General features: G+C 69.4%; 22 protein-coding genes. 3 read left to right on the top strand and 19 right to left on the bottom strand.

The genetic code is table 11. The annotated features are described in order from the left end of the window. Nucleotides 1-133 precede the first annotated feature (133 nt). Entirely contained in the window at nt 134-679 is a 546-nt protein-coding gene (locus ABMA10_RS10450; protein WP_347866705.1) for a CGNR zinc finger domain-containing protein, read from the top strand. Here ABMA10_RS10450 and ABMA10_RS10445 read toward each other — a convergent pair. The 7 genes from ABMA10_RS10445 to ABMA10_RS10415 form a co-directional block, all read right to left on the bottom strand. Then, nucleotides 668-1,852, bottom strand: a complete 1,185-nt coding sequence (locus ABMA10_RS10445) for a sensor histidine kinase (RefSeq protein ID WP_431031479.1) — start codon at nt 1,850-1,852, stop codon at nt 668-670. The two genes, ABMA10_RS10450 and ABMA10_RS10445, sit on opposite strands and share 12 nt — an antisense overlap. A gap of 99 nt (nt 1,853-1,951) precedes the next feature. After that, nucleotides 1,952-3,133 carry a M20 metallopeptidase family protein gene (locus ABMA10_RS10440; RefSeq protein WP_347866707.1) on the bottom strand — a complete coding sequence of 394 codons (1,182 nt, stop codon included), beginning with the start codon at nt 3,131-3,133 and terminating at the stop codon, nt 1,952-1,954. After that, nucleotides 3,130-4,767 (bottom strand): amidohydrolase, encoded by a 1,638-nt coding sequence (locus ABMA10_RS10435; RefSeq protein ID WP_431031478.1) that lies wholly within the window; start codon nt 4,765-4,767, stop codon nt 3,130-3,132. The genes ABMA10_RS10440 and ABMA10_RS10435 overlap by 4 nt, the downstream gene beginning before the upstream one ends. Continuing rightward, on the bottom strand, nt 4,767-6,233 hold the full coding sequence (locus ABMA10_RS10430; protein WP_347866709.1) for an amidohydrolase: 1,467 nt from the start codon (nt 6,231-6,233) through the stop codon (nt 4,767-4,769). The genes ABMA10_RS10435 and ABMA10_RS10430 overlap by 1 nt, the downstream gene beginning before the upstream one ends. Nucleotides 6,234-6,320: 87 nt before the next feature. Next, on the bottom strand, nt 6,321-6,959 hold the full coding sequence (locus ABMA10_RS10425) for an FMN-binding negative transcriptional regulator (RefSeq protein ID WP_347866710.1): 639 nt from the start codon (nt 6,957-6,959) through the stop codon (nt 6,321-6,323). Beyond that, on the bottom strand, nt 6,956-7,942 hold the full coding sequence (locus tag ABMA10_RS10420; protein WP_431031477.1) for a hydroxymethylglutaryl-CoA lyase: 987 nt from the start codon (nt 7,940-7,942) through the stop codon (nt 6,956-6,958). The genes ABMA10_RS10425 and ABMA10_RS10420 overlap by 4 nt, the downstream gene beginning before the upstream one ends. Next, on the bottom strand, nt 7,939-9,213 hold the full coding sequence (locus ABMA10_RS10415) for a hydroxymethylglutaryl-CoA reductase, degradative (protein ID WP_347866711.1): 1,275 nt from the start codon (nt 9,211-9,213) through the stop codon (nt 7,939-7,941). Before ABMA10_RS10415 ends, ABMA10_RS10420 begins: the two co-directional genes overlap by 4 nt. Nucleotides 9,214-9,398: 185 nt before the next feature. Between ABMA10_RS10415 and ABMA10_RS10410 the strand changes: the two genes are divergently transcribed. Next, nucleotides 9,399-11,324 (top strand): helix-turn-helix domain-containing protein, encoded by a 1,926-nt coding sequence (locus ABMA10_RS10410; protein ID WP_347866712.1) that lies wholly within the window; start codon nt 9,399-9,401, stop codon nt 11,322-11,324. A 206-nt stretch (nt 11,325-11,530) separates the two neighbouring features. On the opposite strand, the gene ABMA10_RS10405 is transcribed toward ABMA10_RS10410, so the two are convergent. The 11 genes from ABMA10_RS10405 to ABMA10_RS10355 all read right to left on the bottom strand — a co-directional run bounded on the left by ABMA10_RS10405 (nt 11,531) and on the right by ABMA10_RS10355 (nt 24,593). Further along, on the bottom strand, nt 11,531-12,355 hold the full coding sequence (locus ABMA10_RS10405; protein ID WP_347866713.1) for an ATP-binding cassette domain-containing protein: 825 nt from the start codon (nt 12,353-12,355) through the stop codon (nt 11,531-11,533). Beyond that, nucleotides 12,352-13,221 carry an ABC transporter ATP-binding protein gene (locus ABMA10_RS10400; RefSeq protein WP_347866714.1) on the bottom strand — a complete coding sequence of 290 codons (870 nt, stop codon included), beginning with the start codon at nt 13,219-13,221 and terminating at the stop codon, nt 12,352-12,354. The genes ABMA10_RS10405 and ABMA10_RS10400 overlap by 4 nt, the downstream gene beginning before the upstream one ends. Before the next feature lie 100 nt (nt 13,222-13,321). Further along, a complete protein-coding gene (locus tag ABMA10_RS10395; protein WP_347866715.1) occupies nt 13,322-14,893 on the bottom strand; it encodes an ABC transporter substrate-binding protein in 1,572 nt (523 codons plus the stop codon). Beyond that, a complete protein-coding gene (locus tag ABMA10_RS10390; protein WP_347866716.1) occupies nt 14,893-15,870 on the bottom strand; it encodes an ABC transporter permease in 978 nt (325 codons plus the stop codon). Before ABMA10_RS10390 ends, ABMA10_RS10395 begins: the two co-directional genes overlap by 1 nt. Continuing rightward, nucleotides 15,867-16,817, bottom strand: coding sequence for an ABC transporter permease (locus tag ABMA10_RS10385; protein ID WP_347866717.1), 951 nt, complete (start codon nt 16,815-16,817; stop codon nt 15,867-15,869). Before ABMA10_RS10385 ends, ABMA10_RS10390 begins: the two co-directional genes overlap by 4 nt. A 6-nt stretch (nt 16,818-16,823) precedes the next feature. Continuing rightward, nucleotides 16,824-17,984, bottom strand: coding sequence for an N-methyl-L-tryptophan oxidase (gene solA, locus ABMA10_RS10380; protein WP_347866718.1), 1,161 nt, complete (start codon nt 17,982-17,984; stop codon nt 16,824-16,826). Nucleotides 17,985-18,129: 145 nt separating this feature from the next. Beyond that, on the bottom strand, nt 18,130-20,004 hold the full coding sequence (locus ABMA10_RS10375) for a helix-turn-helix domain-containing protein (RefSeq protein ID WP_347866719.1): 1,875 nt from the start codon (nt 20,002-20,004) through the stop codon (nt 18,130-18,132). A gap of 57 nt (nt 20,005-20,061) precedes the next feature. After that, on the bottom strand, nt 20,062-20,841 hold the full coding sequence (locus tag ABMA10_RS10370) for an enoyl-CoA hydratase/isomerase family protein (protein WP_347866720.1): 780 nt from the start codon (nt 20,839-20,841) through the stop codon (nt 20,062-20,064). Continuing rightward, entirely contained in the window at nt 20,841-22,124 is a 1,284-nt protein-coding gene (locus tag ABMA10_RS10365) for a CaiB/BaiF CoA transferase family protein (protein ID WP_347866721.1), read from the bottom strand. Before ABMA10_RS10365 ends, ABMA10_RS10370 begins: the two co-directional genes overlap by 1 nt. A gap of 194 nt (nt 22,125-22,318) precedes the next feature. Then, the gene (locus tag ABMA10_RS10360; RefSeq protein WP_347866722.1) at nt 22,319-24,031 is read right to left on the bottom strand and encodes an ABC1 kinase family protein; all 1,713 of its coding nucleotides are present in this window, start codon (nt 24,029-24,031) and stop codon (nt 22,319-22,321) included. Between the two features lie 4 nt (nt 24,032-24,035). Beyond that, on the bottom strand, nt 24,036-24,593 hold the full coding sequence (locus ABMA10_RS10355) for a PadR family transcriptional regulator (protein WP_347866723.1): 558 nt from the start codon (nt 24,591-24,593) through the stop codon (nt 24,036-24,038). 102 nt (nt 24,594-24,695) lie between these two features. On the opposite strand from ABMA10_RS10355, the gene ABMA10_RS10350 reads away from it, so the two are divergent. Then, nucleotides 24,696-25,568 carry an oxidoreductase gene (locus ABMA10_RS10350; protein ID WP_347866724.1) on the top strand — a complete coding sequence of 291 codons (873 nt, stop codon included), beginning with the start codon at nt 24,696-24,698 and terminating at the stop codon, nt 25,566-25,568. A gap of 30 nt (nt 25,569-25,598) precedes the next feature. On the opposite strand, the gene ABMA10_RS10345 is transcribed toward ABMA10_RS10350, so the two are convergent. Next, complete coding sequence (locus tag ABMA10_RS10345; RefSeq protein ID WP_347866725.1) at nt 25,599-26,084, bottom strand: glutathione peroxidase; 486 nt, start codon at nt 26,082-26,084, stop codon at nt 25,599-25,601. Nucleotides 26,085-26,167: the final 83 nt, after the last annotated feature.

Raw genomic sequence — 26,167 nt, 5'->3', positions numbered from 1 at the left:
GCCCTCGGATGTCGCGTGCACCGACTCCGTGCTCCAGGCATGGACGTGCGTCGGGTCTGCTTGTTCATCGTGGGGTTCGAGCGCTGGCGGGAGATCGAGGAGGGTCATGCCTCCACCATGATGTAATGGTGTTATGCATCTCAACCCTTACGGATCATACGCGGTGCTCCTCGCCGCGTCACTCGCGGACGACTGGCCCGCGGATCGCGACGGCATCGTCGAGCGCACGAGGGAGTTCGGCATGACGATGCCCTTCACCGAGGCCGCGGACGACCATGGCCGCGTCCGTCTCGCCATCGACGAGTGGCTCGCCGTCATCGACGCTCCTGACGATCAGGCTCGTGCCACAGCACTCAACCGACAGATGGCGACGGCAGCGGCTTTCCCGCGACTGACCGACCACGACGGCGAAGGCTGGCACCTGCACTATCGGGACGGACACCAGACCCTTCCTGAGGTGCTCGCGGCCGTCATCAGCGTGGGGACCGCGCTGCACTTGACGACCCGAGGCATGCAGCGGCTCGGGAGATGCGCCGCCGGGTTGGAGCCCGGCGACTCCTGTCGAAACGTCGTCGTCGATGTGACACGCAACGGACGCCAGCGCTACTGCTCGGTCCGGTGCGCGAACCGGTCGGGCGTCAGGAGACACCGCGCCCGGATCGGTGGCTCAGGCGGCTGAGCGCCCATCCGGCAGGATGAACCAGACGCTCGCACCGCCAGAAGCAGCATCGTCGATCTCGATACGCCCGCCGTGCGCCTCGATGATGCGACGGCAGGTCGACAGTCCGATACCGAGGCCGGCGACATCCCGGACGACCCCACGCTCCATGAGGTCGAACACCCGCTCCCGCTGATCCGGCGGCACACCGGGCCCGTTGTCCTCCACGGACACCCGGACACCGGCAGAGACACGCTGCGCCAGGACCTCGACGACCGGACGGACGCCGGCGGCGGCGCTGAACTTGAGCGCGTTCGCGATGAGGTTCTGCAGCAACGCCCGCAGGAGCGTCGCATCGCCCTGGACCTCGGTCGACACGTCGAGCACGACCGTCGCACCGGTCTCCTCGATCGCGGCGTCGAGATCCTCGACGACCGACCGCACGAGAGCATCGAGTTCGATCGGTGCCCTGCGTGGCCTCGCTCCTCCGATCCTCGCGAACTCCAGCAGGTCGGTGATCATGACCGCCATGCGCCCGGCCGCGGACTCCGCACGGGCGAGCGCCTTCGCGGCATGCGGCGCGTTGGCCATCTCCGGGCTGTCCGTCGCGAGCTCCAGGAAACCGGACACCGCCATCAGCGGGTTCCGCAGATCGTGGCTGACCTGGCCCGCGAATTGCGCGAGCTGCTCGTTCGACTGCCCGAGCTCGTGTGTCATCCGGAGCAGTTCGAGGACGTCGACGACCTGTCGGGCGAGGAGGTCCAGCGCCCGCGCGTGCTCGGGCAGGAGATCGCGCACGCGGTCGTCGAAGATGCAGAGGGTCCCGATCGGCACACCCTCCGGCGTCACCAGCGGGCTCGACGCGTAGAAGCGGACGGCCGCGATCTCACCCGTGACGAACGGATTCGACGCGAACCGGTCGTCACGGGTCGCGTCCGGGACCATGACCTGGCCCGGCTGCTGGAACACGATGGCGCACATCGAGTCCTCACGCGAGCAGCTCGACGGCTCGAAGCCGACGGCGGCCACTTGGTGCTGGTAGCGGTCGTCGATGATGTTGATGACGGCGGTCGGGACACCGCACATCGTCGCGGCGAGCTGCACGAGGCTCTCGAGATCGGTCTCCGGTGGTCGTCCGACCACCTGGTACTCGGCGATCGCCGCGCGTCTCGTGATGTCCTCCGCGGTGATCACATGCGTCCTCTCGTCGGCTAACCGGAACGGGTCAATGCTACCCATCCGGGGGTCGCCGCGGACTGGTACCACCAGGATCCACCAGGCCGGTTCCGGCGCTCAGCTCGCCCGGAGACGCCGCCAGGCGAGCTCTGCGAGGACCGAGGCCTGCAGATCGAGCACACTGTCGTCGAAGACCGCCCGCTCGGAGTGCAGCCCGACCGAGCCGCCGTCGGGAGCCGCTCCGACGAACACGAGGACGCCCGGCACCGCGTCGAGCACGTACGCGAAGTCCTCGGAGGCCATCGACGGCGCGTCGAGTCGCGTCACACGCTCCGGCCCGACGAGTCCGTCGAGGATCTCGAGCACGGAACGGGTCTCGGACGGATCGTTGTAGGTGACCGGGTACGACTCGATGAACGTCGACTCGAGCGTGCAGCCGTGCGCCTCGGCGAGCGCTGTCAGGAGCTTCGGCAACTCGTCGCGTACGGTCCTGAGCGTCTCCTTCGACAGTGTGCGGATGTTCGCCTCCATCTGCACCTCGGAGGCGAGCACGTTGCTGGCCTCCGAGTCGCTGCTGAGCCGGGTGATGGAGATGACCGCTTGGTCGGTCGCCGGCAGGCGGCGGGCCGCGAAGGTCTGCACGGCGAGGATGAGCTGCGCAGCGACGGGTACAGGGTCCACAGCGAGCTGCGGGAACGCGGCGTGTCCGCCCGTCCCGCGGAGCGTCAGCCGGAGGGCGTTCGCGCTGGCCATCATCGCGCCCTCGCGGGTCACGAGCTGGCCGCGTGGGGTGCTGCAGTCGACATGGATGGCGTACGCGGCGACCGGGCGCTCACCGGACGCGTCGAGGACGCCCTCGTCGATCATCACGCGGCCACCGGCCTGGCCCTCCTCCCCCGGTTGGAACATGAAGACCACGGTCCCCTGGAGCTCGTCACGGCGGGCGACGAGCAGACGGATCGCGCCGAGCAGGCCGGCCATGTGGAGGTCGTGCCCGCACGCGTGCATGGCACCGGTCGTCGATGCGAAGTCGAGTCCGCTCGCCTCGACGATCGGGAGGCCGTCCATGTCGCCGCGGAGCAGGACCGTCGGGCCGGGTCGCCCACCCCGCAGCACGGCGGTGACGGACGACAGGCTCGTCCCCGTGGTGACCTCGAGGTCGAGTCCGGCCAGTTCGCGCAGGATGATCGCCTGCGTCTGCGGCAGCTCGAGTCCTGTCTCCACGGCGCGATGCAGCTCCCGCCGGACGGTGATGAGGTCGTCGCGGATCGCAGCGGCCTCCGTGTCGAAACCGCTCATGCGCTCTTCTGCTCCTGTCCCTGTGGTGTCCGACGGTAGACCCGTTCGCCACGGATCCAGGTCTCGGCGACCCGGACGTCGGTGATCTCCTCGCTCGGCACCCGGAACACGTCGCGTTCCAGAACGGCGAAGCTGCCGTCGAACCCCTCGGCGATGAGGCCGACGCGCTCGAGTGGGGAGAGCAGCCGCGCCCGTCCGGTGTAGAGCAGCATCGCCTCGGGAACCGTGATCGCCTCCTCCGGCACGAACTCGGCACCGTTGTACGCCTGGCGACGCACGGCCGCCTGGATCGAGATCATGACGTCGTCTGCGTCGCTCCACGCGGTCGCCGGGCGGTCGGACGACAACGCGAGCGGTTCGATGCTCCGGAACAGGCGCCCGATCGGGTAGGCGTCGGGCACCTGCTCGGTGCGCAATGCCAGTTCGTAGCCGTCGTACTCCGCGAAGAAGAACACGGTGTGCGTCGCGATGCCGAAGGCCATCCGTGCGGTACGCAACCGTTCGGCGAACTCCTCGCTGATGATGGTCGCGTGTTCGATCCGGACCGACGGGATGCCGTCGAGCCAGGGCTCCTCGTTCTCGAACAGCGTCGCGACGCGGTCCAGCGCGCGGTCACCCATGGCGTGCACGGCCAGCTGGACGCCGTTCCGTCTCGCCCAGTCACCGGCGGCGAGCACATCCTCGTCGGCGACGAGCCGCAGCCCGTGGTCGCAGGAGTCCGGGTACGGTTCGACCACCCACGCCGTCCGATTCGAGTAGGCGCCATCGAGCACGACCTTGACCCCGCCGATGCGGATCCGACCCTCGCGGTCCCCGTCCGCGAGGTCGGCGAGGGGAGCCGCAGGGTCCCAGCCCGGGTACAGCGCGACGCGCGTACGGAGCCCTTGTTCGGCCGCAGCACGGAAGGCCGCGAGCGGATCGTCGAGCCGCGTCGAGAGCAGGTCGCACACGGCGACGATCCCGCGGGAGGCGAGCTCCTCACCGATCGCCACGAGCGCACCGATCTGCTCCGAGCGTTCGGGAACCGGGATGGACTGCGCGACCGCCTGCACTGCGGCGATCTCCGTCAGCACGCCGTTCGGCGTGCCGTCCGCGCCGCGTTCGAAGCGCGCGCCGTCGGGATCCGGAGTGTCGGCGGTGATCCCGGCGAGCTGCAGTGCGAGCGTGTTGCACACGGCCGAGTGGGCGTCGCAACGCCAGACGAGCACCGGTCGGTCGGTCGACACCCGGTCGAGGTCCGTGGCGGTCGGCATCTGCTTGCCGGGGAACTTGGTGTCGTCGAAACCTCGCCCGAGCACCCATGCCGTCGGCCCCGTCAGGGTCATGGCGTGCTCGCGCAACCGTTCGACGAGTCCGTCGATCGACACGACGGAAGGCGGGAAGCACTCTGCGGCAGCAGCAGTCGCAGCGATGAGCGCCGGGTGCGTGTGACTGTCGATGAGACCTGGGACCACAGTGCGTCCGCCGAGGTCGATCGAGCCCTCGCCCTGCACGTCCGCCTCGTCACCGACCCACACGAAGCGACCGTCGACGATGCGGAACGCCGAGGCGAAGGCGTCGGCCCCTTCACCGGTGAACACCGCCGCGTTCGTGAAGAGCTGCGAGCTGACCACGGCCGGGGATCCTGCGGCCATCAGAGCGCTCGCCAGGTGAAGCGACCGCCGAGCAGTGTCGCGGCGACGGGCATGTTCCGCAGTGCGTCCCTGCCGGCGCCCGACGGATCGGCATCGGTGATCACGAGGTCGGCCGGCTGCCCGACCGCCAGGGATGTCCTGGTGCTCGATGCGAGTGCGACATCGAGCGGCAGCTGCTGCTCGGGATGCCACACATCCCGGTCACCCCGGCTGCGCGATGTGGCCGATGCGATGGCGTGCCAGGGGTCGAGCGGTGAGACGGGAGCATCCGAACCGAGGCGCAGCTGCGCGCCCGAGCGGTGGAGCGAACCGAAGGCGAACGCCCGCCCCGTCCGACCAGACCAGTGACGGTCGGCGACGTCGCGGTCGTCCATCGCGTGCTCCGGCTGCACGCTCGCGATGAGACCGATCCGTGCAAAGCGCTCGAAATCCTCCTCGCGCACGAGCTGCGCATGCTCGATGACGCCGCGCATGCCGAGCTGCTCGAAGGTGTCGAGCACCTCCGTGTTCGCACGGTCGCCGATGGCGTGGACGGCCGCCTCGACCCCGGCGCTCCGTGCGCGCTCGAGCAGGCGTCGCAGCTCCGGGATCGGAACGCTCTCGACACCGCAGGCGTGCGCACTCGTCGGGTCGACGCCCGGGTACGGGTCCCAGCACCAGGCGGTCCTGGTGTTCAAGGATCCGTCGACCACGACCTTCAGACGCCCCATCGTGAGCAGACCGGACGGTTCGATCGCATCGCCGGTGCGGAGGCCTGCGGCGATGACGCCCTCGAGGCGGTCGGGCCACGCCGCGGCATCGACGCGGAGACTCGTCACTCCGCCGGCGATGCGTTCCGTCCACTCGCCGATGTTGTCGGTGTTCTCGAACTCGACGATGCCGACGACGCCGCGCCTGGCCGCACCCTCGGCGGCGTCCCGGTACGCATGCAGCGGCATGCTCTGATCGATCTGTTGCAGGGCGCCGATCCAAGGCACCTCTGCCACGATGCCGCTCGCGTCGAGCGTGAGCCCGAGCCGGGCGGCCGCGAGTGTGTTCATCCAGGCGCAGTGCAGGTCTCCGCTGATGAGGACGACGGGCACGTGCGAGACCGTCGCCTCGAGTGCGGCGAGGGTCGCGGGCCGCTCCCACAGACCGTCACGGAAGCCGTAGCCGATGAGGAGACCATCGGTCATCGGTGCGCCGTCGTCGATCGCCCGACGCACGGTGGAGAGGACGTCCTCCGCGCTCCGCGTCTCGGCGAGGTCGATCCGACGGCGCTGGATCACCCACTGCGTGAAATGCACGTGGGCATCCCAGAGTCCGGGTCCGACACTGCGTCCGGCGACGTCGACGACCTCACCAGCGGTCTCCACGGACTCGACTGCGCCGATCGCCTCGATCAGGCCGTCCCGGACCACGATGTCGACGGGTTCGCCGCCGTACGGGCGGGCGTTGCGCAGGGTGAGGGTCGTGGACGCTGTCATGGTGCTCCGGTTCTCAGGCTCGTGATGCTGTTCTGGTGTTCGTGGCGCTCGACGGCACCCGGCGGGCCGCCGTCGGTGCGGTTCGGTTCAGTTCGGCTCGCTCCGACCGTGCACGACGGACATGCGAGCGGCGAGCGCGGCGTTCTGGTACGGCCCCGGTTCGCCGAGTGCCGTGATGACACGCTCGACGACCTCGGCCGGCTTGTCCTGACTCATCTTCTCCTTCGCCTCGAACCGAGTGACCCGCAGCCGGAAGCCGACGGTGCCGTGCACGATCCGTTCGGCGTAGGCGGTGTTGGCGATACTGCCGTTCATCAGATACGGCTCCGGCAACGGCCGTTCGAAGTGCTCGACCAGACGGTCGAGGACCTGCAGATTCTCCTCGTCGGAGAGGATCTCGGGCACCCCGTAGAGGTGCGCCACAGCGAAGTTCCAGGTCGGGACGGCCGGCGAGGTCTGGTACCAGCTCGGTGACACGTACCCCTGCGGGCCGTAGATGATGACCATCGCCTCGTGCGCGCCGAGTTCGTGCAGCCGCTCGTCCGGTCGGCCGACGTGGCTGAGCAGCACGATGCCCTCCTCGTCCTCGTCGAGGAGGATCGGGTAGTGCGAGGAGACGAGGCCGCGGCCCGGGACGTAGCTGACGATCGTCGCCCACGGGTTGTCCGCCACGAGTGCTCGGACGCCGTCGACATCGTCGAGGACGTATTCGGTGGTGTGCCTCATCTGGCGTCTCCTGCAGTGATCGGTGGTTCGAGGGCGGATGCCGATGCGGCCGCCATGGCCGTCGCGACGTTCGACGGAGCGCGGACGCCACGGATCCGCGACAGCCACGCCGTCGTCTGGCTGAGGGCCGAGAGATCCAGCCCCGTCTCGATGCCGAGACCGTGCAGCATCCACACGAGGTCCTCGGTGGCGAGGTTACCGGTCGCGCCCTTCGCATAGGGGCAGCGACCGAGCCCGCCGACGGAGGAGTCGAATTCGGAGACTCCGAGGGTCAGCGCGGCGTACACGTTCGCGAGCGCCTGTCCGTAGGTGTCGTGCAGGTGGAGTGCGATCGCATCCGTGGGAACGCCCGCCGCGACCGTCTCCCGCACCAGGCGCATCGTGAGACCCGGCGTCGCGACACCGATCGTGTCGCTGATGGCCACGGTGGATGCGCCGGCCCCGTGCAGCCGCGCAGCAGCCTCGGTGACCGTCGCGGTGTCGACCGCGCCCTCCCAGGGGTCGCCGAATGACATCGACACGTACCCGCGGACGGGGACACCCGCAGCGACGGCCTCGGCGATCACCGCTTCGGCGCGTTCGATCGCACCCTCACGCGAGGTGTTGAGGTTGGCGCGCGCGAACGACTCGGTCGCACTGACGACGACGGAGACCTCACGGACACCCGCGTCAAGCGCGCGTCGCAACCCACGCAGGTTCGGGACGAGGGCGACGGCACGGGCGCCTGCCGGCACGACGAGGGCCGGCACGAGGTCGTCAGCATCGGAGAACTGCGGGATCCAGGTCGCCGGCACGAAGCTCGTCACCTCGAGATCACGCGACCCCGCCGCCCACAGCCGACGGCAGAGTTCGACCTTGACCGAGGTGGGCAGGATGTCCGTCTCCGCCTGCAGCCCGTCCCGGGGTGCGACCTCGAAGACGCGGACGCGCGTCGGAAGCCCCGGTGCCGACTCGAGCCGCGGAATCGGCGTCCCCGCGTTCACGAGGTACCGGCCCGAAGCTCGGCGAGGACCTCCTGCGCGTATTCGACACGGATCCGGCGGTCGGCGACGATCCGGCCGGCGACCGCGCCGATCTCGTCCACGGTCGCCCCGGCGCTCGCCGCGATCGTGCGAGCGTGCAGCGTCATATGACCACGCTGGATACCCTCCGCGGCGAGCGCCCGGCAGGCGGCGAGGTTCTGGGCGAGGCCCACCGAGGCGATGATGCCCGCGAGTTCCCTCGCGGTCTCGACACCGAGCATCGCGACACCGGCCTGCGCCGTCGGGTGCGCCCTTGTGGCTCCGCCGACGAGTCCGACGGCGAGCGGCACCTCGATGGTGCCGACGAGGTTGCCGTCGGCGTCCTGTTCGAACTGCGACAGGGCAGCGTACTGACCGGAGCGCGCGGCGTGGGAGTGGCAACCGGCTTCGACGGCCCTCGTGTCGTTGCCGGTGGCGAGGACGACGGCGGTGATGCCGTTCATGATGCCCTTGTTGTGTGTGGCCGCCCGGTACGGGTCCGCCTCGGCGAACGCGCTGGCCGCCACGATGTCGGCGACGACCTGTGGTCCACCGAGAAGCTCGGCGTCGAACACCGCTCTGGCGCGGGTGATGCGCAGTTCGGCCTTGTTCGTGAGGATGCGGAGGAGGGTGCGGGCGCGGGCGATCTCGGCGATGCTCGGGGCGATCGCCTCTGCCATCGTGTTCACGGCGTTCGCGCCCATCGCGTCGCGCACGTCCACGTGGAGGTGGACGATGACCTGGATGCCGGCCCTGGTGGGCAGGACGCGGGCCGCGATGTCGAAGGCGCCTCCGCCCAGGGAGACGAGGATGGGGTCCTGCTCGTTGGCCAGGGCGAGCAGTTCGTCGCGTGCCTCGAGGATCCGGAGTCGGGTGGCGTGCGGATCGACGGCGTCGAGCACCTGGATCTGCGCGATCATCACGTCGCCGGAGTAGGAGGTGTGGAACCCGCCGTGCACCCGCGCGATGCGGGCGGCGTTCGAGGCTGCTGCGACGACGCTCGGCTCTTCGGTGGCCATCGGCACGAGGCGGTCCTCGCCGTCGATGGTGAAGTTCGTGGCGACACCGACGGGGATGGAGATCACTCCGACGACGTTCTCGACCATGTGATCAGCCTGCGCGAGTGTCAGCCCGTCCTCCGGTCGCAGAGCGGCGAGCGCGTCGCTCGTCAGCCCGGTCGCCGTCGCGACGAGGTCGAGGCGGTCGGCGGGTGTGTGGTCCCGCAGCCCCTGGATTCGACTGTTTCTCGGCATGGGCCGCCCTTCGGTACAGGCAGTCACCGGGTCCTCGGCACTGCGGTCATGCACGACACTAGGAGCGCGGCCACGAACGGACGATGGTCGGATCACTCATTGCCTGGGCTGTCGTGTGTGGGTTTGACACACCTCGCTGGCGCGATCTGCCACCTAGACTCGCAAGGGACCAGTCAGGAGACCCGATGCGAGAGCCTGCGGACGCCACCGCGATCGCGATCCTCGTCGATGCGGCGCACGACAGTGAACAGCACGGACCGACCGCCGTCAGCAAGGCGCTCCTGGAACTCGGCCTGCCGGAGGCCTCGTCGACCGACGTCGCCGAGCGGGTGCACCGCTCCCAGCGGGAGCTGTCCCGCCTGCGTCGGCGCGAGCACGAACTCTCCGCGCTGTTCTCCAGCGCTCGCGAGCTCGCTGAACTGCGCGACAGCGACGCGGTCCTCGCACGCCTCGTGCATCGAGCACACGAGATGATGGGCGTCGACCTGGCCTACCTGTCGGAGTTCGACCCCGTCACCCACGAGTTGCGGGTCCGCGAGACGAGCGGCTCCGTCAGCCCGACCTTCCTCGGCCTCCGGGTCCCGCCGGGTCGCGGCCTCGCGAGCGTCGTCGTCGAATCCCGCACGGCCCAGTGGGTCGCAGACTACTCGGACTACTCGACCGAGCGGCACGAACGCGGGATCGACGATGCCGTCGCGGCCGAGGGACTCGTCTCGCTCCTCGGCGTCCCGATGCTCACGAGCGACGACGTCATCGGCGTCCTGTTCGTCGGGAACCGCGACTCGAAGGACTTCTCCCCCGACGAGGTCGCCCTCCTCTCGGCGCTGGCGGACCATGCCTCGGTCATCCTGCAGACGACACAGACGCTCCGCGACCTCCAGGATTCCGAGGATGCGAGCCGTCGCAACCTCGCCGCCCTGACCGCGCACCTCGTGGAACGCGACCGCGCGAACACGGTCCACCGCGAGCTCGTACAGGCCGTGCTGGCGGGCGGCGGGTTCGCGCCCGTCGCCGAGACGCTCGCGTCCGCTCTCGGGCGTCCCGTCGCCGTCATGGACGCGCAGGACCGCATCATCGCGGCGTCGGGTCTCCCACTGTCGCCGGGCATGCTCGACCTCGACGACACCGTGCGGGATGCGATCGCCGACAGCCGCCGCTCGGGGTACTGCGTCCCCGTCGACAGCGCCGGTGTCCGGGCGGTCGCGGCGCTGTCCGCCGGCAGCCAGCATTTCGGCGCACTCCTCCTCGGCGAGGGCGACTTCGAGCTCGGTGCGGTCGATCTCCGCACGGTCGAGCGGGCCGCTCAGGTCGCGGCGCTGCTCGAATTGCAGCAGGAGGCGGCATCAGGCGCGGACCACCGCGTCCGGAGCGAGCTCATCGCCGATCTGCTCGACGACGTCCCGGAACGTCGCTCGGACGTCGAACGCCGCGCCAGGCGCCTCGGGGTGGACCTCCAGACACTCGACTCGCTCCTCCTGCTCGCGGTGCCCGGCGATCAGCAGACCGCAGCGGCCAGAGCGCTCGGCCGCCAGCTCGACGACCGGGCGCTCGTCGGCGAGTACCGCGGCTACGTCGTCGCAGCGCACTCGTCCGACCGACGCCAGCTCGAGCCGGAGCTCCTCCGACGACACGTCTCCCACTCCATCCAGCAGCCGGTCGTCGCCGTCGTCCCGCGAGTCGCCCGCGACGCCCTCTCGACCTCCTTCACGAGCGCGATGAGAACCGCCAGGCTCGTCGCAGCACTCGAGATCACCGACATCACCGCGTCGACCGACGACTTCCTGCCGTACTCCGCGATCTTCGACACGGATGCCCGAGCACTGACCGATTTCCTCCGCGAGACGATCGGACTGGTCCGCCGCTACGACGAAGAACGCAACGCCGACCTCCTCGGCACCCTGCGGGCGTTCGTGCGCAACAACGCGAGCCCCACACGCACCGCCCGTGCGCTGAACTTCCACACGAACACGATCCTCCAGCGCCTCGACCGACTCGACCAGATCCTCGGTGCATCCTGGCGCGACGACGAGCGGATGTTCCGGCTCGGTATCGCCGTCCGCCTCGACGAGCTCCGCGAACAGCTCCGTGCCGCCGGCAGCGAACCGAGCTGAAGCACGCCCTCGCCGCCCATGGATCGCGAGCTCACCGTCCGACCGGAACACCTCTCACCGACCGTGGATCAACGGCCGGGACTCCATCGCCCGTCAGTGCTCCGAGATCGGCGTCGACCTCCATTCCGACGGTGACAGCACGCCGATCGAATCACCGCGTCTCACCGACCAGGAGGACGGTGCAATGACGAGAGCTGAGGTCAGGGTCAGGTGCGGTACAACGCCGGCATCGAGGCCAGAAGCTCCTGGGTGTAGGGGTGCTGCGGCGACTGCATGACCTGCTCCCCTGTGCCCTCCTCCACGACCTTGCCACCGCGCATGACGGCCACTCGGTGCGCGACATGGTGGACGACCGCGAGGTTGTGGGTGATGAAGAGGTAGGTCACGCCGGTCTCCTGCTGGAGCCGGACGAGGAGGTTGAGGACCTGCGCCTGCACGGAGACGTCGAGAGCGGAGGTCGGCTCGTCGAGGACGATGAACTCCGGCTTCGCCGCCATCGCACGTGCGATCGCGATGCGCTGACGCTGACCGCCGGAGAACTCGTGCGGGAAGCGCTCGGCCGCGTCACCTGGGAGCCCGACCTGCTCGAGACACTCGCGCACCCGTCCGCGGCGAGCGGCAGCCCCGAGCCCAGCAGCGACAAGCGGCTCGGCGACCGAGCGAGCAACCGTGAACCGCGGGTCGAGGGAGTCGTTCGGATCCTGGAACACCATCTGCACGCGACGGCGATGCTTCCTGAGCGCCGCTCCGCGCAGCCCCGTCACGTCGGTGCCGTCGAATTCGATGCTGCCGGACGTCGGACGCCGCATGAGCAGGATCGCCCGAGCGAGCGTGCTCTTGCCGGACCCCGATTCGCCGACGAGCCCCAGTGTCTCACCTCGTCGCACCTCGAGGCTGACGTCGTCGAGCGCGTTCATCGCGTGCTCCCCGTGCCCGAAGCGCTGACTGACGTGGTTGACGCGGAGCATTGAATCGACCGAGACCGCCGGCGTCGCGGGATCCCGGGCCTGGTCGAGCGTCCTGTCGCTCATCTTGCCTCCTCGAGCACGGCCGGGACCTCGGCGAAGTGGTTGTCGGCGGGGATGACCGCCAGTGTGGAGCGGACCGGCACCGAAGGCCTCGGGATGCTCTCGAGCAGCGCCTGCGTGTACGGGTGCCGAGGGTCGGCGAGCACGTCGGCCGCACGGCCCGACTCGACGACCCGGCCGCGGTACATCACGGCGACCCGCTCGCACAGCTGCCCGATGACGCCGAGGTCGTGGCTGATGAACAGCACGCCCATGCCGGTCTCGTCGCGCAGGGTACGGAGGAGGTCGAGGATCTGGGCCTGCACCGTCACATCGAGTGCGGTCGTCGGCTCATCGGCGACGAGCAAGGACGGTCCGGCGGCCACGGCGATCGCGATCACGACTCGCTGCCGCTGGCCGCCGGACAGCTGGTGGGGGTAGTAGCGCATGCGCCGTTCAGCGTCGGGCATGCGCACGAGGTGCAGGATCTCGAGAGCTCGAGCCGACGCCTGCTTCTTGTCGGCGACGCCATGGATGCGCAGCACCTCCGCGATCTGCGCGCCGATCCGCATGCAGGGGTTGAGAGCACTCATGGGCTCCTGGAACACCATCGAGGCTCGGACACCACGGACCGCCGCCCAGTCGGACTCCTCGGCATCCTGCATGTCCGCGCCGGCGACGGTCATGCTCGACGAGGTCACCTTCGCCGAATCGGGCAGCAGGCCCATCATCGCGAGGGCGATGCTCGACTTCCCGCTCCCGGACTCCCCGATCACCCCGACGATCTCCCCGGCGCGTACCCGGAGTGACACGTCGGAGACCGACGGTGCCGCACCTCCGTAGGCGATGCTCAGCCCCTCCACGCGGAGGGCGTCGACGTCTCGGTTCATCTGTCCAGCCAGCTTTCGGTCGGGTGGTTCGAGGAGAGTGGTGCCGGGTGCGGCGAGGGATCGCCGCACCCGACCTCAGGCTGCATGCTGCACGCCCGGCCTACTGCGACAACCAGGCCTCGTCGAGGCGGTAGCGCGAGTAGTACGCGTCGCTCTGGTAGTCGTGGAGCTTGTTGCCGTCCCAGACCTCGAAGTAGACGGGGACTGCGACGGGTACGATCTCGAGGACCTGCTCCGCTGCCTCCTCGGCCAGCTGGTCGACCAGGTCGGCGTATGCCGCGGGGTCGGACTCGCTCTTCGCCTGCTGGAAGAGTTCCCGAGCCTTGTCCGCCTCGGGATTGCCCTCCCAGTGGTTGTACACGCCGCCGTCGACGAGCACCGGGTCGTAGTAGAACAGCGATGCCGCGCGCGGGCTGCCGGGGATCGCGACGAGGTCCGTCCAGGTCTCACCGGTGGTGAAGATGGGCGCGATCTCGGAGAGCGGCTTCGCCTGGAGGTTCAGCGTGATGCCCGCCTCGGCGAGCTGCTGCTGCATCATCTCGTAGACCGGGTGGTGCGCCTGCGCGACGTCGCCCATGTAGCTCAGGGTGAGGGTCGGGTTCGGCTGGCCGGCATCCGCGAGCAGTTTCTTCGCAGCGTCGACGTCGCGCTCGTAGTACGGCAGGCCCTCGGGGTCGAGTGCGCCGGGGTCTCCGGCGGGCGGGACGAAGGACAGCGCCGCGTACCCGAGCATCGCCGTGTCGACGAGGGCTTGGCGGTCAAGCGACAGGGCGACGGCACGTCGCACGTCGATGTCGGCGAGCGGGCCGGTCTCCGGGTTGATGTAGACCGCGAGGTTCTGGCGGTAGGAGACGTCGCCGAGGGTGAACCCGGCCTGGACGGCCTGGTCGGCGAGGCTGCCGTCGATGAAGTAGGCGGCCTGGATACTGCCCTGCTGCAGGGCTGCGAGGCGAGCCGACTCGTCGGGGATGAAGTCGAACACGATCTCGTCGATGTACGGCTTCGTGTCCTGCCACGCCTCGTCGTTCTTCTCCATCGTCACGCTGACGCCGTCCTGCCAGTCGGTGACCTGGAAGGCTCCGGTGCCGAAGGTGGTGCGCTGGCGTTCCTCAGGGGTCGCCGCACCGTAGCCTTCCTCGCTCACGATGAAGAAGGTCTGGCGTGCGGAGACGGCGTCGAGGAAGGTGCCGTCGGGAGCGCTGAAGTGGAAGGTGACCTCACTGTCACCGGTCTTCTCGACGCTCTCGACGTTCGCGAGGTAGGTGGCCGCCGATGTCGTCGCAGCCTGCTGCTGCTGGAAGGAGTAGACGACGTCGTCTGCACTGAACGGGCTCCCGTCGGCGAACGTCACATCGTCGCGCACCTGGAAGACCCAGGTGACGTCGTCGGGCTGCGACCATTCGGTGGCGAGGGCGGGGATGACCACTCCGTCGTCGTCCTTGGCGAGGAGGGTGTCGTAGGCGACGGAGTTGATGACCTCGGCGGCGACGGCGCTGGCGGCCATCGGGTCGAGACCGCCGGCGGAGGGTTCTGCCGGGACGCCCCAGTGCAGGGTGCCACCGGCGACCGGGTCTCCGGCGTCGCCGCTCGAGCTGCTGCTGGGTGCACAGCCGCTGAGGGCCAGGGACGCGGCTACGAAGGCCACCGTCCCCACCATGATGCGCTTGTTCATTACTGCCTCTTCTCTGGATCGGCGGACGGGTCCGCCGAGGGGGTGTCGTTGCTGGTCGAGGTGCGAAGGTGCTGCTTCGCTCTCGGACGCCGCTTGTGGCGGCGACCGAGGGAGAAGGCCGGTTCCCGGCGCGGCGCGAAGTAGTCCTGCAGGCCGTCGGCGAGGAGGTTCCAGGCCGCCGAGAGCAGGATGATCACGAGCGAAGGAAGGATGATGAGCAGGGGCTGGACCTGCATGAACCGCGTGAACTCACTGATCATGCGACCCGCCGACGGTTCCGGCGCCTGGACGCCCTGGCCGAGGTAACTGAGCGCCGCCTCGATGAGCACGACCTGCGATGCCACGGACGCGAACTGCACGAACAGCGGCGTGAGCACGTTCGGCAGCAGGTGTTCGGCGATCACACGATGACCGCGGACACCGCTGAGCGTCGCAGCGAGCACGAAGTCGCGTTCGCGCAGCGCGATGACCGGGGCCCGCATGACCCTGGCGAACCCTGGAGCGAACACGAGGCCGAGGGCGACGATCAGCGGTACCGGGCCGGTCCCGATGACGACGCCGACCACGAGGGCGACGAGGATCGCCGGCAACGCGAGCGCAGCGTCGACGAACCGCATGATGACGGCGTCGACCCAGCCGCCCACGTACCCCGCGACCAGACCGAGGACCGTTCCGATGACGGCTCCGAGGAGCGCGGCCGCTCCGGAGATGAAGAGGCTCGTCCGTGCAGCCAGCACGAGTCGGGTGGCGTTGTCCCGGCCGAGGTTGTCGGTGCCGAGCAGGTGCTCGAGGCTCGGCGCGGCGAGAGCGGGGCCAGACGCCGCGAAGGGGTCGAAGGGTGGCGCGAGGGTCACCCACGCGGCCAGCAGCAGGATGCCGACGAGGATGCCTGAGCCGCTCCAGAACGCGGGTCCGAAGTGGTTGCGACGACGGCGACCGTCGACTTTGGCGAGCGCCAGCGCGCGAGTGACCGTCATGACGTGTGAACCCTCACTCGTGGGTCGATCAGCGGGTAGACGAGATCGACGATGAAGTTGATGAGCACGTAGACCGCGCCGATGAGCAGGACGGTCGCCTGGATGATCGGGTAGTCCGAGGAGCGGATCCCGGTCAGCAGCAACGAGCCCATGCCCGGCAACGCGAAGACCGTCTCGATGACGACCGTGCCCCCGACGAGCGCAGCGAGCTCGATGCCGATCACCGTCGTGACCGGGATGAGCGCGTTGCGGAGGGCGTGCCGTCCGACGAGTCGCGATGGCGATGCGCCCTTCGCCCGAGCAGTGCGGACGAAGTCCTGACCGAGCGTGTCCAGGAGCGTGCCCCGCGTGTACCTGGCGACGATCGCCGCGAGGACGAGGCCTATGAGCAGCGCAGGGAGGACGAGCACGCCGAGCATCTTGAACGGGTCTCCGCTTGCTCCGGCCAGACCGACCAGCGGCAGCCGCAGGGTGAGCGAGTTCACGAGGATGAGCACGGTCCCGAGCACGAACGGCGGCGTCGCGAGGAGCACGAACGACATCCCGCGGACCGTGTTGTCCGGCGCGCGACGCCAGCGGGTCGCCGCGAGCACGCCGGCCGGGATGCCGATGACGGTGCCGAACAACGTCGCCATGATGGCGAGCGTGAGGCTCAGCGGCAGACGGGCAGCGATGAGGGTCGACACCTCGCTCGGCACCGTGATCGCCCGGCCGAAGTCACCCTGGAGCACCCCCATGAGCCAGACGAAGTACTGCGTGAGCCAGGGCTGGTCGAGGCCGAGTTCGGCACGGAGCGCGTCGAGCGCCGCCGGATCGGGGTTCGAGGGATCGGCGAACGCCGACAGCGGGTCGCCCGGGATGATGCGCACCATCGAGAAGACGAGCACGGACAGCACGAACAGGACGAACAGCGAGGACAGCACCCGCGAGATGATGTACCGCGTCATGGTGGATCAGCCCACGCTCGTCGGCATCGGGGCGACGCGCTCGGCCGAACGCGCGAGGGACGGCGCGAAGCCCGAGATGTCGTCGGTCGTCTCGCCGTCGAGCACCAGCTCCGCGAGGATGCGTCCGAACGCGGGGGTGAACTTGAACCCGTGGCCGGCCGCGAGTGCGACGATGACGTCCGGGTGCTCCTCCAAGGGTCCGAGCACGAAGTTGCGGTCAGGGGTGAGCGCATACTGGCAGGTGACCGTGCGGAGCACCGGTCCTGCCGCCGGGATGAGCCCGCCCACGAACGATGCCAGCTGAGCGGTGAGCTCGGCCGAAGGGATGAAGGACCGCTCGTCCGGCGTCATCCGGTTGTCCGAGACGTCGCGGGCAGCCTTCACCGTCGGCTCACCGAAGGTCGGGAAACCGTAGTAGCACTCCTCGTCCTGCCAGATCCACACTGGGAAGCTCTCGCGGCCGAGCTGCTCGGGCTCCGCCGGACGGAAGTAGGTGACCTGCTCCTGCATGACGTCGAGCGGGATCGCCGCACCGAGTGGTTCGAGCAGCTCGTTCGCCCACGCGTCGGTCGCCAGGATCACCTTGTCGGCGCGGACCGGACCGTTCGAGGTCTGCACGACGAGCCCCGAACCGTCCGGGGTCAGCGCCTCGACATGCGTCCGATCGCGGATGTCGGCCCCCAGCGCACGAGCGCGCAGCTGCAACGTCGCGACCGTCCGGGCCGCATGGGCGATACCGGTGTCGGCCGTGTAGACGGTCTCCACGTTCTCGGGGATGGTGAACTGCGGCCAGCGCTCGTGCACCTCGTCCGGCGACAACAGCTCGAACGGCGCGTCGCACTCGTCGAGTGCCGCCGTGAAGTCCGACGCCGAGTACGGACCGTCGGTCGGGATGAAGATCACACCGCCGGTGATGGTCAGGAGGCGCTCGCCCGATTCCTCCTCGAGGTCCGCCCAGTCACGGTACGCGGACTGGGCGAGACGGACGTACTGTGGCGCCCCGTACGAGGTGCGCACGATCCGAGACGTGTCGTGCGAGGCACCGCGGACGTGGCCGAGTTCGAACTGCTCGAACGCCACGACCTTCGCGCCGCGGCGCGCCAGGTGGTAGGCCGCAGCGCTGCCCAGTGCTCCCATGCCGACGACCGCGACTTCGAACGATTCCATCCGGTGGTGCTCCCTCTGACTGAGTCGGTTGATTCAGGCAAGTGTGCTGGAGCACCGAGGAGCGGCCTATGGACCGGGAACCCATGTTTCGGGCCTCGGAATGTGTTGGAACAACCATCGGACGACGAACCCGGCGCACCTGGCGTCAGGCGGAGGGCGATGCGCCCTGCAGCGCTCGACGGAGGCGTTCGAGTCGCGCGGCCGCTTGGACCCGGAACCGGAACTCTGCGTCGTCCCACGCTCCGTCGAGGAGCGCGCGGATGCGATCGAGCCGTTGCTGCACGGTGTTCGGGTGGATGTGCAGATGCTTTGCGACCGCATGACGGCTCTCGCCGCCGGCGAAGTAGGACGCGAGGGTGTCGAACAGCGCGGTGCCTCGGCGCTCGTCCCAGTCGAGCACGGACCCCAGCATCTCGTCGACGAACCGGATCACCGCGAGCGGTTCGGACGAGGAGAGCGCGTGATACGGCTCGAGACTCGATGACGGCACCGTAGACCCCTCGATGCCGAGCGGCCGCAGGAACCGCAGGTCGGCCGTCGCCCGCTCGACCGCCGCTCCCAGACCGGCCGGCGAACCGACCGCGGTGCACACCACTGCGGTGAGGCCCGGTTCGTGCAGCCGATCGGCGAGCAACCGCCGCAGCCGTTCCGTGGCCGCGACGAGGTCCAGGTCCGTCCAGGCGATGAACAGCCGATGGTCGCGGTGCGCGACGAAGGCCGCGTCCACGACGTCCCGCTCCCGGACGTCGATCACGGCGCATCCGGTGAGCCCGGACACGAGCACCACCGGTTCGATGTCGACGGGCAGGGTCTCGCCCGCACCGTCGATGACCGCCAGCAGCCACCTGGACCGGCGTTCGGCGCGGAGGGCGATGACGGCGTCGCGCTTGAACGAGACGAGCGCGGCGACCTGCGCCGCTCGTTCCAGCGTCCGCCGCCCGACGTCGTCGGCGAGTCCCTCCGGGTCCTCCGCGAGGATTCCGCCGAGGACGCGGTCTGCGCCCATGATCGCGACGACGATCCATCGGCGGTCGCGAGTGTCCACGGGCTCGGCATGGCCGCTCAGCTGGCTCCTGGCGATCGCGTCGCGGATCGCGCTCCGGGCGGGCAGCTCCCCCGCACCCTCGAGCGGACGTCCCTGTGCGTCGAGCGCCAGCACCCGACGCCCGAGCCGGCGGGAGAGGGTCGCGACGAGGTCCACGACGGTGCCCCCGGTCATCGCCGCGGAGGTCAGCTCCTCGTGGATCCTGCTGGCGAGCTCGGTCGCCGCGAGATGCCGTTGCAGCTCGCGGTAGGCCTCCTCGGCACGGACCGTCGCCGCTGCACGGTCGGCCAGAGCCCTCGCGGTGTGCAGGACGGCCGCGGCGTGGTCGGCGAATGCGGACAGCAGCAGGACGTCGTCCGGCGTGTAGTCGTAGCCGAACCGGTTGCAGGCGAACAGCGCACCCAGCACCTCGCCACCGACGGCGAGCGGCACGCCCAGGAAGGACACGAGGCCCTCCGCCCGGACGGCTGCGTCGATGCGGTCGTCGTGCCCGACCTCGGTCATGGTCTCGTAGCGTGCGACCCACGCGGGTTCTCGGGTCTCGGCGACCTTGCTGGCGAGGCCGACTCCGGCGGGCACCTCGAGGTCCCGGAACTCCGGGGTGACCGTGCCGAACGAGTGCCGCACACGGAGGTCGCCCTCGGCGTTCTCGACCTCGGAGAGGTAGGTGACGTCCGTCCCCATCAGATGGTGCGCGCGTTCGACGAGTCGTCCGAGCACCTCGTCGACGTCCTGCAGGCGGACGAGCTCGCGGGCGGTGGAGAACAACGCCTCCAGTTCGGTCGCGCGACGGCGCAGCCGTGCACCGCGCAGCTGGGATTCGCGCACGGACTCGGCCAGCGCGTCTGCGTCGGCCCGATCGACGCCTGCGCGGTCGAGGATCTCCCCGACACCGGCTCCGAGGCGCCCGGGTTCGTCGCGTGCAGCTGCCAGCAGTTCGAGCGCCAGCGCTGCGGAACCGGTCGCCTGGTCCATGCGACCTCCGTCGAAGTGGCGGCGGATCGGATCCGCCTCGAGCACGATCCCCTCAGTCTAGGACGCGCGCGAAGGGAAGCTCGGCGCTCTCCGCTGGGCGAACGCGGCCAGCCCGGCTCTCGCGTCGTCGCTCGCGAAGGCGCGTTGTCCGAGCTTCGCCTCGAGGACGAACGCCTCCTCCAATGGCAGGTCGGACAATGCCCGGATGGCATGCTTGACCGTCGCGAGCGCCGTCCAGCTCTTCGACAGCAGTTCGTCGGCGATCCCGTACGCGGTCTCCAGGAGCTCGGCGGCCGGGACCACACGGTTGAGGATGCCGTAGCGCGCGGCCGTCTCCGCATCGATCCGACCGCCGCGGAGCATGAGGTCCATCGCGAAGGCATACGGGATCTGACGCACGAGCCGCGCGAGGGTGCCGCCCGCCGGAACGACGCCGACGCCTGTCTCCGGCAGCGCGAATCCCGCGGTGTCCGCGGCGACCCGGATGTCGGTGGACAGCAGGATCTCGAATCCACCGCCGAGACAGAGGCCGTTGACGGCACCGATCACCGGTTTGTCGAGACGCGAGTGCTTCTGATGCGCCGGGTCCCACTCACTGATGTCGAACCGCCCCTCGGCGAGCGCCGGGATCGACTCCCCCAGGTCGGCGCCGACGCAGAAGGCCCGGTCTCCGGCACCGGTGAGGATCGCGACGCCGATGCGCGCGTCGTCTCGCACCTCGGCGAACGCCGCACCGAGTTCGTCGTACATCGTGAGGGTCAACGCGTTCAACTTCTCCGGGCGGTCGATCGTGATCACGGCGGTCGCCCCGGAGCGCTCCAGACGGATCCCCCCCATCAGATGGTCCCAGCCTCGCGGAGCGCGCTGATGTCCTCGTCGGCGTAACCCAGGAAGTCGCGGAGGATCGCCGTCGAGTGCGCGCCCGTGGCCGGCGCACGACCCCGGGTCCGCGCCGGGGTCGCTTCGAGCTTGATCGGCGAACCGAAGCTGCGGAGCGTGCCGAATCCCGGGTAATCGGTGTCGACGACCATGTCGCGGGCGGCGATCTGCGGGTCGGCGACGACCTCTGCGATGTCCTTCACCGCGCTCAACGGGACGAGGTCACCGGCCAGCGCTTCCAGCTCGGCCTTCGTGCGGTCGCGGAACCAACCCTCGACGAGCGGGCGCACCCGCTGCTCGTACACCGCCTCGTCGAAGCGGTCGGCCATCGCATGCAGCTCGGGGTACGCCTCGTGTTCCCCCGGCCGACCGAACAGCTCGCAGGAGATCCTCCAGAACTTGTCGGTGTACCCGCCGAAGAACACGAAGCCGTCGGCGCAGGGGAACGCCTCGTACGGGCGCACGAAGGGGTGCGCATTCCCGAGCGGAGCGGCGACGGTGCCGTCGGACGTGTAGGACACGACCGCGTTCTCGGTGAGCGTGAGGACGGAGTCCTGCTGCGAGATGTCGACCAGCTGGCCCTCGCCGGTCGCCTCCGCGTGCCGGAGCGCCGCCAGGATGCCGATGACCCCGTAGAGGCTCGCGGCGAGGTCGCCGATGATCGTGCCGACGCGCGTCGGAGGGCCGTCCGCCGCACCGTTCATCGACCAGAGCCCGCCCGTCGCCTGGGCACTGTTGTCGTAGGCCGGACGGCTTCGGTACGGGCCCGTCTGGCCGTAGCCGCTCAACGCGGCGTACACGAGACGCGGGTTCACCGCACGCAGCCGGTCCGGCCCCAGGCCGAGGCGTTCCATCGTCCCCGGCCGGAAGTTCTCCACGAGGACGTCGGCGCGTTCGACCAGTCGTTCGAGGAGCGCCGCACCGCCCAGGTGTCGCATGTTGACGGTGAGGCCGAGCTTGTTGCGGTTGTACTGGGCGAAGAATCCGCTGAGCTGCTCGTCGGCGTCGGTGCTCGCGCTGTCGTCGTTCGGCAGCATCGGCGGGAAGGTCCTCGTGTAGTCGGGATCATCGGGGTGCTCGACCTTGATGACGGTGGCCCCGAGATCGGCGAGCACCATCGAGCAATACGGTCCGGCCACGACCCGCGTCACGTCGATCACCACGACCCCCGCGAGCGATCCCCGCGTCGTGTCGAAGCCGCCGAGCGCGGCGAGTTGCGCGCGGAAGTCGTCATCGATCATCGGGTACCGCCCTGCCTGGACGTCGAACCGGTCGTGCTGCTGCGCATGTCGCTCCACTCCGCTGGCCGGAGGGATCCCGACCGTGCGCCAGCGATCCTCGCAGCGGATTCACGCCCCGGACATGTCCTCTGGAGACATATTCAGCGCGTGCGGGATGGCGGAGGCACATGCGCGCTGCGCGACCGACTCACCCCCTACCGGCCTCGCCGGCCCGAGAACAGCGCGTGCAGGAGTGGGAGCACCGACGCGACCATGAGGACGGTTCCGAAGACGGTGTCATCGGCGCGGAGCACGGCGCCTGCGACGAGGAGTGCGGCGAACAGCACGGCGGACACCACGCGCCGAGTGGTGCGGTCGAGCTTCGCCACCCGCTGCTCGAGTCGCGGGTTCGTCACCGCCGCCGAACCGTCCTCGATGCGCGCGATGACGGCATCGATGCGCTTCGGCAGACGGATCGCGACGGCGGCGATGTCGAGAGCCTCCCGACCGAGGTCCTGCACGACGTTGCCTCGCTCGTCACGAAGCAGCTGTGCGGCATACGGCTCGACGGAGTCCCACAGGTTGAACTCCGGGTCGAGTGCGCTGCAGACGCCGGAGGTCAGCGAGATCGCGCGGATGATCAGCAGGAAGTTCTCGGGGAGCTGGAACGGCAGCGACCGCACGACGTCGCCGAACTGGGTGGCGAAGTCGCGGAACTCGCGAGGATCGACCTCGCGGAGTTCGGCGAATCCCATGCCGCCGAACCGGGCGAAGAGCGCGGTCATGGCCCGTTCGAGCTCGGTCGTCTCGGCCGATGGGAGCAGGACACCGAGGTCGCGGATCGCGTCGACGAGCCCCGAGCCGTCGCGGGAGGCGGCGGCGATGAGCAGTTTGCGCAAGCCGCGCCGTGTGGTGGGCGGCACCTCGCCCATCATGCCGAAGTCGATGAACGTCAGCTTCCACGGACGCTCCCCCGGCGCGGCCTCGATCGGCGTGACGAAGATGTTGCCCGGGTGCGGGTCGGCATGGAAGAAGCCGTTGGAGAAGAGCTGGTCGAACATGACGGCCGCGAAGACGGGCGCGACGTCCGAGGGGTCGATCCCGGCCGCTCGCAGCGCCTCGGCATCGGTGATCTTGATCGCGGTGACGTCCTCGAGGGTGAGGACCCGGCGAGTGGTGCGCTCCCACACGACGGACGGGACGGCCACGCGATCGTCGTCGGCGAAGTCGATCGCGAAGCGCTCGGAGCTCGCTGCCTCGTGCAGGTAGTCGATCTCCTCGAGACTCGTCGCCGCGAACTCCTCGACGAGGGCAGGCATGTCCACCCGGTCGGACACGATGCGCACGCGACGCAACCACCCGCCGACCTTCCGGAGTGCTGCGAGGTCGACGGCGACGACCTGGTCGATGCCGGGTCGCTGCACCTTGAGCACGACGCCGTCGAGTCCGCTGTCCTCGGCCAGCGACGGAGCGAGCCATGCGCGGTGCGCTTGCCCGAGCGATGCGGCGGCGACCGGTCGTTCGTCGATGGAGGCGAACACCTGCGCGAGCGGCACGCCGAGTTCGGCTTCGGCGAGCGCCCTGATGGCCGGGAACGGCACCGCCGGAACCTCGTCCTGCAGTCCTTCGAGTTCCTTCGTGATCTCCGGCGGGAGGACGTCGAGGCGCGACGACATGAACTGGCCGACCTTGATCATCAGGCCGCCGAGGTCGATCGCGAGTCCGTGGAAACGTCGCGCGAACCGCTGCATGCGACGGGACCTCGTGCGTTCGGTCAGCTTCGCGAGCCCGATGCGCGGCAGCACGATCTCGAACCACCAGGCCACCGCGAGGTGCCAGCTCGCGAATCGCAGGATGCGCCGGTACCGTGCACGGCCCGCTCCCTGGCCGGACGCCGAGTCTCCTCGTGTCGGGCCGGTCGACGTCACCCGGTCAGTCCTGGGCGAGGATCGCGTAGAGGCGCTTGCGGGCGTCGTCGAGGATGGTCACTGCCTGCTGGACCTGCTCCGGGGTGCCGGTGCGTCCGACCTGCGCTGCGGCCTGCGCGAGTTCGACGCCGGCCTTCGGCAGGGCGGTGAAGCCGTTGCCCTCACTCGACGCGCCACCCTCCCACGGTGCCGATGCACCGGATTCGGCGACCTCTTCGCGGCCAGCCTCGGTGAGCGCGTAGGTCTTCCGACCGCCTGCCTCCTCGGCGGTGATGATGCCTTCGTCGGCGAGCAGCTGCAGCGTCGGGTAGACGGAGCCGGCGCTGGGCTTCCAGGAGCCGCCGCTGCGCTCCTCGATCTCGCGGATGATCTGGTAGCCGTGCATCGGCTGTTCGGCGAGCAGGGCGAGGACGGCGGCACGGACGTCGCCGCGGCCGACTCGCGAGCCGGCACTCTTCTCGAACTTGGAGCGCAGCTGCTCCATGACCTGCCACATGCCGTCAGTATGCGCGCCTGAGCCGAAACCGAAACCTGCGCCGGCAGAGGGGAATGATCCACCCATGATGATCTCCTTCGTGAGTCGTGAACGATGCTCAACGATATATCGTTCCAGCTGTGAGCGATATGTGTAGATGGGCCGGGAATGTGGCGTAACGTCTCCTGGATGAGCGAGTGGACAGCAGCCGACATCCCGGATCAGAGCGGGATGACCGTCATCGTGACGGGTGCGAACAGCGGCATCGGCGCGGCCGCCGCCCGCGAGCTCGCCGCGCACGGCGCGAGCGTCGTGCTCGCCTGTCGAGACACGGAGAAGGGCGAAGCCGCAGCATCTTCGATGCGCGGCGACATCACCGTCCGTGAGCTCGACCTCGCCGACCTCGACTCGGTGCGCCGGTTCGCCGACGGCACCGGAGCAGTCGACCTCCTCATCAACAACGCCGGCGTCATGGCGGTGCCCGAACGACGCACGAAGGATGGTTTCGAGCTCCAGTTCGGCACGAACTTCCTCGGCCCGTTCGCGCTCACCGGGTTGCTCATCGAACGGATCACCGCTCGCGTGGTGACCCTGTCGAGCACGGCGCATCGTGCCGGAAGCATCGATCTCGCCGACCTCAACTGGCACCATCGGAAGTACGAGCGGTGGCGCGCGTACGGGGCGTCGAAGCTCGCAGACCTCTTGTTCGCCGCAGAGCTGCAGCGTCGCCTGGCCGCTACGGGTTCGCCGGTCATCTCTGTCGCCGCCCACCCGGGCTTCGCGTCGACGCAGCTGCAGTCGCACACCGAGTCCCGCCAGGGTCCGCTCCTCGCATTCGGCACGAAGCTCCTCGGCCAGAGCGCCGACATGGGCGCGCTCCCGACGCTCTACGCGGCGACGTCGCCAGACGTCGAGCCCGGCGGATACTACGGTCCTGACGGCTTCGGTGAGATGCGCGGCCATCCCAAGGCGGTCGGGCGTACCGAGGCCGCCAGGGACGAGCAGGTGGCGGCGAAGCTCTGGGCGAGCGCCGAGGCGTTCACCGGGGTCGCGTTCCTGTAGCCGGACGGTCCACGACCCCGTCGAACGTGACTACGCCGGCAGGCTCTCCTCGATCGCGGCGATCACGGTGGGGTCGTCCGGCTCGGTGGTCGGACGGAACCGGTGCACGGTGCCGTCGGGCGCGATGAGGAACTTCTCGAAGTTCCACTTCACATTGCCTGCCTTGCCGTTGGCATCTGCGGTCTTCACGAGCTCCTGGTAGAGCGGGTGCCGGTTGCGCCCGTTGACCTTGACCTTGTCCATCATCGGGAAGGTGACACCCCAGGTGGCAGAGCAGTACTCGGCGATCTTCTCGTTGTCGCCGAGCTCCTGGAGGAACTGGTTGCTCGGGAACCCGATGACGGTGAACCCGCGGTCCGCATACTCCTTCTGGAGCTTCTCCAGCTTCTCGTACTGCGGAGCGAGACCGCAGCGGCTGGCGACGTTGACGACGAGCTTCGCCTTGCCGTCCCATTCGCCAAGCGTCGTGTCGCGGCCGTCGAGGGTGGTGACGGGGATACTGTCCAGATCGGTCATGGTGGTGTGCCTCTCATCCGTTGGAGTCCGTGGTGCGCCGCCAGTGCGTCCGCCCGACGGAGAACCTGCTCCGAACGCTACTC

Origin of the sequence: Plantibacter sp. RU18 (assembly GCF_050613355.1) — a bacterium.
Classification (GTDB): Bacteria; Actinomycetota; Actinomycetes; order Actinomycetales; family Microbacteriaceae; genus Plantibacter.
The sequence above is the reverse complement of the archived record's forward strand: the minus strand, read 5'-3'. Positions and strand labels throughout refer to the sequence as shown.